Raw genomic sequence first — 13,325 nt, 5'->3', positions numbered from 1 at the left:
CGCAGTATTCAGGACGACCCAATGACCGAGCAAACCCCACATCCCATGTCCCCGCAGGATTGCCTTGTGGCGATCATGGTCGCGGTGTCGGCCTCGGATGAAACCATCCGCACCGCGGAACTGGTCAAGATCGAAGGCGCGGTCAACATGCTGCCGGTCTTTGCGGGCTACGATATCGACCGCACTCGCCGCGTCTCGCAAATCGTGTTTGACCTGTTCGAACAGGAAGACGGGCTTGATGCCCTGTTTGGCCTCGTTCGCGAGAACCTGCCCGAGCGACTGAATGAAACCGCTTATGCGCTTGCCTGTGACGTGGCCGCCGCGGATGGCTCGCTGGCCGAGACCGAACTGCGCCTGCTGGAAGAAATCCGCTACGAACTCAGCGTGGACCGCCTGCACGCGGCTGCGATCGAACGCGGCGCACGGGCCAGGCACACGACTTAACTGCCGTAGAGCGATCCCCAACGCTCTAGCAATGCGCGCTGCAACTTGCGTGACCGCCGGTTCCAGCTGCGGGCGCCTTCGGGCCGCTCGCGATGCGCGCGCGGGATTGTAGCGCGGTGGGCAACATCGGCGGTGAAAATGGCAAAAGCCAGCTCATCGCCGTTGGTCGTGGTCAGATAACCACCCAACCCCGAAACAAAGTTCAGCGTCCCGGTCTTGGAATTGACCTTCACCGGGTGGTTTTTAACCGGATTTCCGTTCTTGTCGGTCAGCGTGAAGGGCTTCAGCAAGGGCCGCAACTGGGCCGAGCTTCCCGCCGCCGCCAACACCTTGACCAAACCCATCGGCACCATGCGCGAGGCATCGCCCAATCCCGAATGGTCGACCATCGCGATCCCCGGCGCATCAAAGGTCTCGGCCGCCCAGCGGTTCATCTCTGCTGCCGACTCGGCGAGGTTCTGAGGCCAGACCCCGCGCGCCCGCGTCGCCGCCATGCCCACCATCTCTGCCGTGATGTTGGTCGAGTATTTCAGCATCCCCCGCAGGATGCTTTTCATCGGATCGCTTTGATGCGTAACAAGTGGGGTTCCCTGAGGGGTCTGCCGCGTCACCTGCACCCGGCCCAAAACGATGCCGTTCACCCGCGCCAGGGTTCGGAACACGTCACCGGCATACAGCGCAGGCTTGCGCACCGGCAGCCACCGCGCCCCGCCATTGCCCAGCGCGCCCTTGGCCACGGTCCACCGATCCTGCCGCGCACTCGGCTGATAGGTGTAAATCGGCAGGCTGCGGCCCTCGACGCGCATCGCCGCCATATCCACTGCAGGCCGGTAACTCGCGCTGCGCGCATCCATCGTGACATCATAGCGGGTGCCGTCGCGTTTCCACTCGAAATGCACCCGGTTGAAATTCAATGAAATCCCGCTGATCGCCGGGCTATAGCCAAGGTGATCCGGTTGTCCGGGATCAATGCTGAACACGTAAGGCAGCGCCCCATCATAAACCTTGAACGCCCCGCGCACCTCGGTGATCCCCGCCTTGCGCAGATTGGCCGCCATCGTCGCCAGCGCGTCCGTGTCCAGCAACGGATCACCACCACCGGCAAGGATAAGATCGCCCTTTAGTATGCCGTTCTCGACCGGCCCATCCGCGATCAGGGCGGTTTCGAACCGGTATTCCGGCCCCAGCACATCCAGCGCATAAAGCGCGGTCAGGGCTTTCGCCACGCTGGCGGGCGGCAGGCTTTCCCCCTCTCCGTAAACCTCCAGCGGCGTGCCGGTTTTGACATCGGCCACGGCAAAGACAACCTCGCCACGCAACCCAGCGGCCTTGACCAGCCGTTCGGACGCGCTGGATTGCGGGCCCCGCAATTGCGGGCGCAAAGACACCAATGGCGCCTCGGCCAGAGCCGTGCCCGGCACCAGAGACGCCCCCAATCCGCCCAGAAATAAACGACGCGAAATACGATCAACCATGGGTCTATTTGAATCCCAGAGCTTAAATGCAGACAATCACTTGATGAATATTATGCGCTGATAGGAGTCATTCGGGCAACACCCCATCCCCCCAGACACCGCGATTGCGCAGATCGGTCGAGCTGACATCCACCATCGGCACGTTCACGAAACACCACGCAGGCGCACGTGCGCGCCCCAACAAATGTCGCGCCCGCCCGTCGATGCGGTACTTGGCATAGAGCCGCGCCGCTGGCGACATCCGGGCCGAGATTCGATCCCCCGGTCGCGCCAGAACGCCCACTGGAACACTGTCCATGATCAGTCGCCAGTCTTTCCATTTATGAAACTGCGCCAGATTGTCGGCCCCCATCAGCCAGACGAACCTCACCCGCGGATAAAGCCGTTGCAACGCCGTCAACGTATCCGCCGTCGCCCGCGTCCCGGTCAGCGCCTCGATATCCGTCACCTCGACCCTCGGGTGCCGCATAACCGCCTGCGCCGCCTGCATCCGCTGTGCCAACGGCGCGGGCCCCCGCGTCTTTAGCGGATTGCCCGGCGAGACCAGCCACCACACCCGATCCAGCCCAAAGGCTTTCATCGCTTCAAGCGTGACATGCACATGGCCCTGATGCGGTGGATCAAACGACCCTCCGAACAGGCCGATGACCTGCCCTGGCGATGCATATGGAATGGTGTATCGGTCCATCCCTTGCTGATGTTCAGAACTGAGGGGGGTTGTCAATCAATGGGTTGAGTGCGCGAGCCGCAGTTGAGCTGCGACGACTTCACACATCCGTTGATCTGGCACTCAGCACAACTTTGGGTAGAAGTATTTTGATTCTATACAGCAATTTGGAGACTCCAATGCGATTGACCCTCCCGGAACCCAAGATTGACCTCTATTCAGACGGCTTTGACGAACATGACAAACTATCTCGAAAATCAATCGGCGATAAGCTTTCGAAATTAGTTGAGGACATTGACGACCCTCTGGTGATCGCCTTGGACGGTGCGTGAGGCTCGGGCAAATCCTTCTTTCTGAAGTGCTGGGTGGGCGAACACCTGAAGCGCGATGGGAATACGACTCAAACTGTCTATTTCGATGCCTTTAAACATGATTTTCTGGACGATCCGTTAATTGCCTTGACCGGCGCGATTGCCGAACGGTTCGAAGAGGCGAACGACACAGCGGCTCAGGAGGCCTGGAAAAAGGCTAGGCAGGTCGCTCCGGCCCTCGGTCGCGCCATAATTCGCGCTGGAGCTTCGGTGGTAACAGCTGGACTTGTGAACAAGGCAGATGAATTGGCAGATGCCGCAATCAACAGCATTTCCGGTGAACTGGATGGAGCCGTCGCCGAATTCTGGAAAAGAGAAGACGGTAATAGGGCGGCAATGGAGAGCTTCCGCAAGGCCCTGGTTGACTTGACGGAGCTAAATGAAAAAGGGGAACCGACGCGAAAACTGGTTATCGTCATTGATGAGTTGGATCGGTGCCGCCCGGATTTTGCATTGAACCTGTTGGAGGTAATCAAACACTCTTTCAGCGTGGACGGGGTGCATTTCATTCTCGGTGTGAACTTGAAGGAACTGGGAAACGGTGTCAGCGCCAGATATGGGCAAGATATCGACGCGCCACTATACCTGCAAAAGTTTGTCACGATCTCACTAAGGCTCCGAAACGATATTTTAGACAGCTATCGGCAATCAACGTATCTCAATTACTACGAGGAAATTGGGCGCCAGATGGGTATAAACCGCGCGCACTATTTTCACATTGGCGGGACCTATCTCAAACACCTTGCAGACAACGAATAACTGTCACTCCGAGGGATTCAGCACTTCGCAAGATTGATAGCGTCAACCCCAATGGCGCGCTCAGAATTCGCCGAGGACTATGGTCATTACCTTTTGGTGGGGCTGCTATATCTGAAAGCCTTCGCACCCAATATGATAGACTTGCTGCGCAAAGGCGAATTCAACTGGCAGGAAGTCGCGAGCACAATCAAGCCCGCTAATCCTAAAGAAGTAGAAGGGGACTTCAAAAGCCTCAACGCCGCTTGGTATGCTTGCTATTCTGATGAACTCAACATCAACTTGTTTTCGGAGAATTTGGGCCTTGGACTGAGCGCAAATATTGATAAGTACGACAAAGGCACACCGTACTTTCTGCTGCGAAAATACGCGGACGTATTTAAGGTAACCTAAGTACAAAACGGATTGCTTTCGCGACGCATTGCCCCCACCCACCGCATCCGCTATCACACCGCAACCCAATTTCCCCGACCCAGAGGACGCGACATGGCCGCCTATCAATATGTCTACCACATGCAGGGTGTCTCCAAGACCTATCCCGGTGGCAAGAAGTGCTTTGAAAACATCCACCTGAGCTTTCTGCCCGGCGTGAAAATCGGTGTTGTCGGCGTCAACGGCGCGGGTAAGTCGACGCTGATGAAGATCATGGCCGGTCTCGACACCGATTTCACCGGTGAGGCATGGGCGGCCGAAGGTGCCAAGGTCGGCTATCTACCGCAGGAGCCGCAGCTGGATGAATCGCTGACCGTCCGCGAAAACGTCATGCTGGGCGTGGCTGCGAAAAAGGCCAAGGTCGACCGCTTCAACGAGATCGCCATGGAGATCGCCGAGAATTACTCGGACGAGCTCATGGAGGAAATGACCACCCTGCAAGACGCGATCGACGCCGAAAACCTCTGGGATCTCGACAGCCAGATCGACGTCTCGATGGAGGCGCTGCGGTGCCCGCCGGACGATGCCAACATCGCCAACCTCTCGGGGGGTGAGAAACGCCGGGTAGCGCTGTGCAAGCTGCTGCTGGAAGCGCCCGACATGCTGCTCTTGGACGAACCGACCAACCATCTGGACGCCGAAACCATCGCGTGGCTGCAACAGCACCTGATCGACTATAAAGGCACTATCCTGATCGTCACCCACGATCGTTATTTCCTGGACGACATCACCGGCTGGATTCTCGAACTCGACCGCGGCCGCGGCATTCCGTACGAGGGCAATTATTCCGCGTGGCTGGAGCAAAAGGCCAAACGGCTGGAGCAGGAAGCCCGCGAGGACAAATCCAAGCAGAAAACCCTGCAGCGCGAGCTGGAATGGATGCGTCAGGGCCAGAAGGCCCGTCAGGCCAAATCCAAGGCCCGGATCAACGCCTATAACGAGCTGGCCGAACAGTCCGAACGCGAAAAGCTGACCCGCGCCCAGATCGTCATCCCCAACGGCCAGCGCCTTGGTGGCAAGGTGATCGAGGTCGAGGGCCTGTCCAAGCACATGGGCGACAAGCAACTGATCGAAGGGCTGGACTTTGCCCTGCCCCCCGGCGGGATTGTCGGTGTCATCGGCCCCAACGGCGCCGGTAAATCGACCCTGTTCAAGATGCTCACCGGTCAGGAACAACCCGACAGCGGCACCATCACACTGGGCGATACGGTCGAGCTGTCTTACGTGGACCAGTCCCGTGATGACCTGAAAGACAACGACACCGTGTGGGAGGCGATCACCGGCGGCGCCGAGATCATCCAACTGGGCGACGCGCAGGTCAATTCCCGCGCCTATTGCTCATCGTTCAACTTCAAGGGCGGCGATCAGCAGAAAAAGGTCTCGCTGCTGTCGGGCGGTGAGCGCAACCGCGTCCACATGGCCCGCCTGCTGAAGGAGGGCGGCAACGTCCTGCTGCTGGATGAGCCAACCAACGACCTCGACGTCGAAACCCTGCGAGCGCTGGAAGACGCGCTGGTCGATTTCGCCGGCTGCGCCGTCGTCATCTCGCACGACCGCTTTTTCCTTGACCGCATCTGCACGCATATTCTGGCGTTTGAAGGCGACGCGCATGTGGAGTGGTTCGAGGGTAACTTCGAGGATTACGAAGAGGACAAGAAGCGGCGGTTGGGGCCGGATGCGTTGGAGCCTAAGCGGTTGAAGCATAAGAAGTTTGCGCGGTGAGACTCAAAGAGTATGCTCACTCAATTGGAACTACTTCGCTTTGTGGCCGCTTACCATCCCACACCACCAAAGACCTGCCAACTTGAACAAAAAATTCAAATAGGAACTGGGTTTCACAGAAAGTGGTATCGATCTCAGCGCGAACATTGGCTAGGTTGGCTAGCCCTGAAAACCAGAGATGAGAGACTTCAGGAGCCTATTGGTGAAGTACCCGCCAAACTCATCTGGAACAGGCTCAAATGTAGCCCAATGATGTTCTGGTTAGCAGAGGCCGCCGGTGCGGATGAAGGTCTGCTCGACAGGGCAGCGAAGCGGGCTGTGCAAGCAGCACAAATCAATCCGAAGGATGGCAATCCTCACGGGAAACTCATGCGTCAGGTGCTTCCATGGCAATCCATTGAAGACTTGATTCGCTCGGGCCCATCGCCCGCGGCGTACGAAGATGCGACAAAGGCGGGAGAACAGTCTTTGAACCGTCTCTTAGAGCTGCGACCAGAGTATAAGTTGAAAGCAACAGACACCTAGTGTCCTCGAACGGGTGCTTATATCCAAAACTTCTCAAACCAGTAGGCCGGGCTTCAGCCCGGCATCCAACATGACCCCTGAGGCGAATGGATGGTTTTGATGCGGTTCCTTGGAAGGTGTTGGCGAGGTTGCCAGTATTGTGCGGAGTGCCGGGCTGAAGCCCGGCCTAAGGGCCTAGGTTCTTCGATCCTACGGCTCACCGAATGCTCCCTCCGCGACAACACCGCTCCACTCTGGATCAACCCGACCCGCACGAATGTCACGATGGATCGACGAATACGGCCAATCGGTTGGATACTCCACCAATCCGTGTTTGACCGGATTGCCCCAACAATATGCCATATGATTGCGGTAATCCGTTTCATCCCGAATGGTGTGCTCCCAAAACCGGCGTTGCCATATAGGCGCCTCGCGTTTGTTCTGCCGTAGGCCGGGCTTCAGCCCGGCATATCTGCCAGATGTCACAACGGGCAGGTGTTTTGGAACCGGTGCCGGGCTGAAGCCCGACCTACGTCTTGCCCTGTTCACGCGCATGGTAAACCGTGCCTTGATCGCACCCCACCGCGTCGCATAATCCGCGTCCCCCGGCGGCAAGGTCCACACTGCGTGGATATGATCCGGCAAGACAACAAAGGCATCACACCAAAACGGCCGCTCCCGCTGCGTCACCGCAAAGGCCACCCGCAAATGCGCCACCTCACGCGTCAACAGGTCCGACGCGCGGTCGGCCAGAGATACGGTGAAGAAGTACTTGGCTCCGGGAATACGGACGCGCCGGTAATTGCTCATGCGGGCAGCCTGCCGCAATCATGGCTACCAAATCGTTAACGAACTCCCCCTTGCCACGCGCCCACCCCAATGCCATATCCAAAGGGCTAACGTTTATCTATTTCGACCTACTGTCTCCTTCCACGGCGCTCAGTCATTCGATCCAGACGACGACGCCGGGCTGCCGCATCCCCGTGGGCAGCATCTTAAGAGGAGAGAACGGATATGCCTGCAGGCACCGTAAAATGGTTCAACACCACCAAAGGCTATGGCTTCATCGCGCCCGAAGATGGCGGCAAAGACATCTTTGTACACATCTCAGCCGTCGAACGCTCGGGCCTTACCGGTCTGGCCGACAATCAGAAAGTCACCTACGAGCTGCGCTCGGGTCGTGACGGCCGTGAAAGTGCCGACGACATCGCGTTGGCCTAAGCATCTGAAAGGGTGAGGGTTTCCTCACCCTTTCGTTTTTATGCCGCAGCCTGTGTGGCACACAGAATACATCACATTTTAGTTATATAATCCCGGCGATTGACCAAATCGGCTATCCTTTCGAGACTAGAACCAAAAGCTCATTGGTCTTTGGAAGGGACGCAATATGTTTACTCGCCGCGCTTTTATGGCCGGGACGGCTGCTTGCCTGTTGCCTGGCATCGCCAGCGCCAAGAAAGCGGTCGAATACGACCCAACGCCGCAATTCGTACGGATCAAGAAACAGTTCCAGCCGGGGCAGTTGCTGGTCGCACCCCGCTCATTCTATCTGTATTACGTGACCGAACCGCGCAAAGCGATCCGATATGGCGTTGGTGTCGGCAAGGCCGGTCTGGAATTTACCGGAACCGCCACCATCGACGTCAAGAAAGAATGGCCAACGTGGCGGCCGACGAACGAGATGATTGAACGGGACCCGGTCGCCTATGCCAAGTTCAAGGACAATGACTATGTCCAGCCGGGTGGGGGTGACAACCCGCTTGGTGCCCGCGCGCTCTATCTATTCCAGAACGGGGTCGACACCTATTTCCGCATTCACGGCACGACGCAACCGCAAACGATCGGGCATGCGGTGTCAAATGGATGCATCCGGATGCTGAACGCGCATGTCATTGATCTTTATGCGCGCGTACCGATTGGCACCGTTGTGACCGTGGTCTAAAGGCGTCACGCTCCGGACCAATCCACGTCAGAGGCTTCTTCGATGCGCAGCAGGCCATCTGGCCACGGTTGCATCAGGGCCTTCGCCTGTTCTTCCGTTCCGGACAGCCAGACGTTCACCCCCGCAAGGTCCAACAAAACACCCATCCGGTGATGAATCGGCGCAACATCGGCGTTCGGCTCACACGTCACAGCGGCAAACTGATCGACGTTCAGGCCGCCCGGTGCCTTCCAAGTGTCGGTGATTGCGGCGAAGGACAAAGGCGTACCGTCTGCCGAGGCGATGCGCCATGCAGTCTTGCGGCGTTTTTCACCTGTCCACTCGTACCAGCCGTCTACCGGAACGACAGCGCGGCCCACGCCTTCGAACGCCGATTTGTCAAAAACCGTTTCTGACCGTGCATTGATGATGGTTTCCATCACGGGTCGCCCGCGCGCATTGACCCGACCGACGGGGATCATGCCCCAACGCATGGGTTTCAGGCCGGTTCGTGTAAGGACCACGACCTCCTGCCCCGGTTGGATGTTCCGGCGCGATGGCTGCGCGGGCACTTCGTTGGCAACGTTCAACGTGTCGGCAATTTCGGACATCGACCGCGTCAGAAAGAACCGCCCCGGCATGTTTCAGTCCTGCCTTGCTTGGCGGACAAGGTCCATTACCTTTGGGCCAAGGCCCTCGACGATCCGAGCAACACCTCTTGCGTTCGGATGAATGCCGTCGGGCTGCATGAACTGGCGAACCGCGTTCGGATCTCCGTCCGGCTGCAAGCCGACAAAAAAGCTCTCGACATAGAGCGTATCAAACTCCTGAGCCAAGGCCGGGTACATGGCGTCAAATGCCTGCTTGTATTCGGGCCCATAGTTGCCGGGCGCCTGCATTCCGATCAGAAGGACATCCACATCAGCTTGTTGCGCTTCGGTGAGGATTTTCACCAGATTTGCGCGGGACGCGGCGGGGTCAATTCCACGCAAAAGGTCGTTTCCGCCCAGCGCCACGATCATTCCATCCACATCCGGGGTCAGGGTCCAATTGACACGGGCAGCCCCGCCAGCGGTCGTATCACCAGACACACCGGCGTTGATCATGCGCACGTCAGCGCCTTGTTCGATCAGCCACTCTTCCATCTGGGGCACAAAACCATCCTGCTCGACCAACCCGAACCCGTGGGTGAGCGAGTCGCCCAACGCGGCGATAACAACCGGCTCTGCTGTGGCCGCAAAACCGCAGCAAGCGAACAGACCCGAAATCAAAACCTTGCGCAAAATTCCAACCACTCCATATCCCATCCTATCGCTCCTGTTCGGAAAGACCGATGACGACACCTGTTCTTGACCTTCAAAATGCCGCTTTGTCGCTGGATGGCAATGCCGGTCGGGTAAATATCCTGCATGACATCACCTTGAGCGTTCAGGAAGGTGAAACATTGGGGCTGGTCGGACCCTCCGGTTCAGGCAAGTCTTCGCTTTTGATGCTGATGGGCGGGTTGGAACAGGCCACCGGGGGCACCATCACCGCACTCGGTCGCGACCTCACACAAATGGATGAGGACGCACTCGCGCGGTTTCGCCGTGATACGATGGGCGTCGTTTTTCAGAACTTTCACCTGATCCCAACCATGACGGCGCTGGAAAACGTCGCCACGCCGCTGGAACTGGCCGGGCACGCAGATGCTTTCCCACGTGCCGAGGCCGAGTTGGATGCGGTTGGACTGTCTCATCGTCGCGATCACTATCCAGCACAATTGTCCGGGGGCGAGCAGCAGCGAGTTGCACTGGCTCGGGCCTCCGCTCCGCGACCCAGGCTGCTGCTGGCAGACGAGCCCACCGGAAACCTGGATCAAACAAACGGCGCGGCCATCGTCGATTTGCTGTTTGGATTGCGGGACCGCCATGGGGCGACACTGGTTTTGGTGACACACAGCCATTCCTTAGCGCAGAAATGTGACCGGGTTGTTCGACTGCGCGACGGTCGCATAGCGCAAGATGCAAACCGAGAGGCGGCAGAATGAGCCTGCGCCTCGCCGGACGATTGGCCCGGCGTGAACTGCGTGGTGGTCTGCGCGGATTTCGTATCTTTCTGGCTTGCCTTGCTCTGGGCGTCGCTGCCATCACTGCTGTCGGTTCGGTTCGAAGTGCGATTCAGGCCGGGTTGGCGAAAGAAGGGGCGGCGCTGCTGGGCGGCGACGCCCAATTGGAATTCACGTACCGCTTTGCCACAGATGCCGAACGCGTCTGGATGGAAAGCACGGCGAACGCGGTATCCGAAATCGTCGACTTCCGCTCGATGGCCGTTACCCGCACCGAAGAACCAGAGCGTGCCTTGACGCAGGTAAAAGCCGTCGACGCCGCCTATCCCCTGATCGGGCAGGCCAAGCTTGAACCTCAGATGAGCTTGGACGAAGCGTTCCTTGGGGCAGACGCAATGCCCGGTGCAGTGATGGATCCCACCTTGATTGACCGTCTGGGGTTGAAGGTGGGGGATGTCTTTGCTCTTGGAACACAGGACTTCGTCTTGACCGCCGCGTTGACGCATGAACCCGACGGTGCCGCAGACGGCTTCGGATTGGGGCCCCGGACGCTGTTGCGAACCCAGGATTTGGAAGCCTCCGGCTTGCTGCAACCCGGAACGCTCTTTTCCACGAAGTACCGGCTCGACGTTGCGCCGGGCACTGAACTTGCGGCACTTTCGACCCAAGCTGATGCAGCGTTCGAGGGAACCGGCATGCGCTGGACCGATGCCCGCAACGGCGCGCCGGGCATAGCCGAGTTCGTCGCCCGCCTCAGCGCTTTTCTGGTTCTGGTCGGGCTTGCGGGTCTTGCCGTTGGCGGGATCGGCGTTTCCGCCGCCGTTCGCGCCTATCTGACGCAAAAGACGGAAACCATCGCAACGCTGCGCACTTTGGGCGCCGACCGCGCGACGATTTTTCAAACCTATCTTATTCAGATCGGCGTCCTTTCGGTCATCGGTATCGTGATCGGATTGCTTCTAGGGGGCGTGCTGCCCCTTTTGCTGGCGCCCATTATCGAAAGTCGTTTACCGATCCCAGCGGTCTTCACTTTTTATTCGGGCCCGGTTCTTGAGGCGGCTCTCTATGGTCTGCTAACGGCCTTTTTGTTCACGCTCTGGCCCCTCGCCCGGACGGAAGATGTTCGCGCCGCGACGCTGTTTCGCGATGCGTTGAGTGCGGCGCGCGTCGTTCCACGACCTGTCTATGTGGTTGCAACGGCTCTTGGTTTGATAATCCTCATTGCATTGGCCGCATGGTTCAACGGGTCAGTTCGCCTGACATTGTGGACGGCAGGCGGGATCGCAGGCGCGTTGCTGGTGCTTTCGCTTGCTGCCTTTGGCATTCGTCAGCTGGCCCGAGCAGGCAGTTCGTGGGCCCGAGGACGTGCGCACTTAAGGTGGGCATTATCCGCCATCTCCGGTTCCAAGGAAGGTGCGGGTTCCACTGTCTTGTCGCTTGGCCTGGGATTATCCGTACTGGCCGCGGTCGGGCAGATCGATGGCACGCTGCGCAACGCCATATCAGGTAATCTGCCGGATGTCGCACCTTCATATTTCTTCGTTGATGTCCAGAAAGACCAGATGCCCGGCTTCACCGAACGCCTTGAAAGCGATCCCGCCGTCAGTCGCATTGAGAGTGCTCCGATGTTGCGCGGCATTGTTACGCGAATCAATGATCAACCCGCCAAGGACGTTGCGGGTGACCATTGGGTGCTGGAAGGCGACCGTGGGATCACCTATTCTGTCGAACCGCCAAGAAATTCCAAGATAACGGCTGGTGCGTGGTGGCCCGAGGATTATGCTGGCCCACCACAGGTCAGCTTTGCTGCCGAGGAGGCGCAGGAGATGGGATTGAAACTCGGCGACGCGCTGACAGTGAACATACTGGGGCGCGATATAACCGCCGAAGTGACATCCCTGCGCGAGGTGGATTATTCAACCGCTGAACTGGGCTTCATCATGTCCATGAACCCCGCAGCCCTGTCCGGCGCACCGCACAGCTTTATCGCCACGGTCTATGCCGAGGATGAAGCCGAGGCCGACATCCTGCGCGATCTGGCTGATCAGTATCCGAATATCACCGCAATCCGGGTCCGCGACGCCATTGACAGAGTTTCGGGATTGCTGGCCGGGTTGGCCGCTGCAACGTCTTATGGGGCTGGGGTGTCGCTGTTGACGGGATTTCTGGTCCTGATCGGGGCTGCCGCAGCCGGAGAGCCCGCCCGCCGTTATGAAGCTGCGGTTCTGAAAACGCTTGGGGCCAGCCGAAAGCGCATATTGATGAGTTTTGCACTGCGTTCCGTCCTGCTTGGCGCTGCCGCCGGGCTGGTCGCCCTGTTCACTGGCATTCTGGGGGGCTGGGCAGTGGCGACTTACATCTTCGACACCGATTTCGCGATCATCTGGCGGTCTGCGCTGGCGATCATTGCCACCGGAATCATTGTCACGCTTGCTGCAGGGCTCACTTTCGCACTTCGACCGCTCGCAATCCGACCGGCGCGGGTCTTGCGCGCAAGCGACTAGCCTTGGCGTGCGCAAGCCACAGGCTGTAAAATCTTCAACAGCGGGTCGTTGTCACAGACCAAGGCATCCAAGGTGATCTCGTCCAGAGAGGCGTAAAAGACTTCGGCCGCATCCTGCAGCGCCAAACGCAATCGGCAGGCATCGGTCAACGGGCAGGTATTGTCGGCATCGGCAAAGCACTCTGCGATTGGCAGGGCCCCTTCCACATCGCGAAAAACCGCACCGATGCGAATCTGATCGGCGCTCTGGCCCAACGTAATGCCACCGTTCCGCCCGCGCTGAGTGTTGAGGTAACCCAGCTGGCTCAACTGGTTGATCACCTGCGCCAGATGATTTTCCGAGATGTTGCAGACTTCGGCGATCTCGGACTTCGTGACCAATCTGCCCTGATGCGCGGCACAATACATCAACAGCCGCACGGCAATGTTCGTCCGTTTGGTAATCCGCATAAGGACCTCCCTGAAATTGAATGCAACCTTATT

Annotated in this window: 15 protein-coding genes and 1 pseudogene; 10 read left to right on the top strand and 6 right to left on the bottom strand. The window is 58.6% G+C overall.

What is annotated here, in order from left to right; translation table 11 throughout:
* Window positions 1-21: 21 nt before the first annotated feature.
* Entirely contained in the window at window positions 22-444 is a 423-nt protein-coding gene (locus RA28_RS02175; protein ID WP_039523266.1) for a tellurite resistance TerB family protein, read from the top strand.
* On the opposite strand, the gene dacB is transcribed toward RA28_RS02175, so the two are convergent.
* Complete coding sequence (gene dacB, locus RA28_RS02170) at window positions 441-1,919, bottom strand: D-alanyl-D-alanine carboxypeptidase/D-alanyl-D-alanine endopeptidase (RefSeq protein ID WP_039523262.1); 1,479 nt, start codon at window positions 1,917-1,919, stop codon at window positions 441-443. The two genes, RA28_RS02175 and dacB, sit on opposite strands and share 4 nt — an antisense overlap.
* Before the next feature lie 67 nt (window positions 1,920-1,986).
* Window positions 1,987-2,607: a nicotinate-nucleotide adenylyltransferase gene (locus RA28_RS02165; RefSeq protein ID WP_039523258.1), complete on the bottom strand. Its 621-nt coding sequence runs from the start codon at window positions 2,605-2,607 to the stop codon at window positions 1,987-1,989.
* Window positions 2,608-2,765: 158 nt separating this feature from the next.
* Between RA28_RS02165 and RA28_RS22750 the strand changes: the two genes are divergently transcribed.
* The 5 genes and pseudogenes from RA28_RS22750 to RA28_RS22125 all read left to right on the top strand — a co-directional run bounded on the left by RA28_RS22750 (window position 2,766) and on the right by RA28_RS22125 (window position 6,392).
* On the top strand, window positions 2,766-2,918 hold the full coding sequence (locus RA28_RS22750; RefSeq protein ID WP_193747338.1) for a hypothetical protein: 153 nt from the start codon (window positions 2,766-2,768) through the stop codon (window positions 2,916-2,918).
* Between the two features lie 12 nt (window positions 2,919-2,930).
* Window positions 2,931-3,716, top strand: a pseudogene (locus RA28_RS02160) (KAP family P-loop NTPase fold protein); the annotation flags it as partial.
* 51 nt (window positions 3,717-3,767) lie between these two features.
* Window positions 3,768-4,106: a hypothetical protein gene (locus RA28_RS02155; protein ID WP_039523252.1), complete on the top strand. Its 339-nt coding sequence runs from the start codon at window positions 3,768-3,770 to the stop codon at window positions 4,104-4,106.
* Between the two features lie 93 nt (window positions 4,107-4,199).
* Window positions 4,200-5,867, top strand: coding sequence for an energy-dependent translational throttle protein EttA (gene ettA, locus RA28_RS02150; RefSeq protein WP_010442471.1), 1,668 nt, complete (start codon window positions 4,200-4,202; stop codon window positions 5,865-5,867).
* A gap of 12 nt (window positions 5,868-5,879) precedes the next feature.
* On the top strand, window positions 5,880-6,392 hold the full coding sequence (locus tag RA28_RS22125; protein ID WP_052261232.1) for a hypothetical protein: 513 nt from the start codon (window positions 5,880-5,882) through the stop codon (window positions 6,390-6,392).
* 189 nt (window positions 6,393-6,581) lie between these two features.
* On the opposite strand, the gene RA28_RS02140 is transcribed toward RA28_RS22125, so the two are convergent.
* On the bottom strand, window positions 6,582-7,181 hold the full coding sequence (locus tag RA28_RS02140) for an REP-associated tyrosine transposase (protein WP_039523247.1): 600 nt from the start codon (window positions 7,179-7,181) through the stop codon (window positions 6,582-6,584).
* A gap of 204 nt (window positions 7,182-7,385) precedes the next feature.
* Here RA28_RS02140 and RA28_RS02135 point away from each other — a divergent pair, with 204 nt between their 5' ends.
* Window positions 7,386-7,592: a cold-shock protein gene (locus tag RA28_RS02135; RefSeq protein ID WP_039523244.1), complete on the top strand. Its 207-nt coding sequence runs from the start codon at window positions 7,386-7,388 to the stop codon at window positions 7,590-7,592.
* 166 nt (window positions 7,593-7,758) lie between these two features.
* Complete coding sequence (locus RA28_RS02130; RefSeq protein ID WP_039523241.1) at window positions 7,759-8,313, top strand: L,D-transpeptidase; 555 nt, start codon at window positions 7,759-7,761, stop codon at window positions 8,311-8,313.
* A gap of 5 nt (window positions 8,314-8,318) precedes the next feature.
* Here RA28_RS02130 and RA28_RS02125 read toward each other — a convergent pair whose 3' ends face one another.
* Both RA28_RS02125 and RA28_RS02120 read right to left on the bottom strand, forming a co-directional pair.
* A complete protein-coding gene (locus tag RA28_RS02125; RefSeq protein WP_039523236.1) occupies window positions 8,319-8,933 on the bottom strand; it encodes an SOS response-associated peptidase in 615 nt (204 codons plus the stop codon).
* Between the two features lie 3 nt (window positions 8,934-8,936).
* A complete protein-coding gene (locus RA28_RS02120; RefSeq protein ID WP_152611988.1) occupies window positions 8,937-9,599 on the bottom strand; it encodes an arylesterase in 663 nt (220 codons plus the stop codon).
* A gap of 26 nt (window positions 9,600-9,625) precedes the next feature.
* Between RA28_RS02120 and RA28_RS02115 the strand changes: the two genes are divergently transcribed.
* Both RA28_RS02115 and RA28_RS02110 read left to right on the top strand, forming a co-directional pair.
* Window positions 9,626-10,321 (top strand): ABC transporter ATP-binding protein, encoded by a 696-nt coding sequence (locus RA28_RS02115; protein ID WP_039523232.1) that lies wholly within the window; start codon window positions 9,626-9,628, stop codon window positions 10,319-10,321.
* Window positions 10,318-12,843: an ABC transporter permease gene (locus RA28_RS02110; RefSeq protein WP_039523228.1), complete on the top strand. Its 2,526-nt coding sequence runs from the start codon at window positions 10,318-10,320 to the stop codon at window positions 12,841-12,843. The genes RA28_RS02115 and RA28_RS02110 overlap by 4 nt, the downstream gene beginning before the upstream one ends.
* Here RA28_RS02110 and RA28_RS02105 read toward each other — a convergent pair.
* A complete protein-coding gene (locus RA28_RS02105) occupies window positions 12,840-13,292 on the bottom strand; it encodes an RrF2 family transcriptional regulator (protein ID WP_039525529.1) in 453 nt (150 codons plus the stop codon). The two genes, RA28_RS02110 and RA28_RS02105, sit on opposite strands and share 4 nt — an antisense overlap.
* Between the last annotated feature and the right edge of the window lie 33 nt (window positions 13,293-13,325).

Source organism: Ruegeria sp. ANG-S4 (assembly GCF_000814005.1).
In the GTDB taxonomy this organism is placed as follows: domain Bacteria; phylum Pseudomonadota; class Alphaproteobacteria; order Rhodobacterales; family Rhodobacteraceae; genus Ruegeria.
This window is presented reverse-complemented; position numbering and strand designations above follow the sequence as displayed.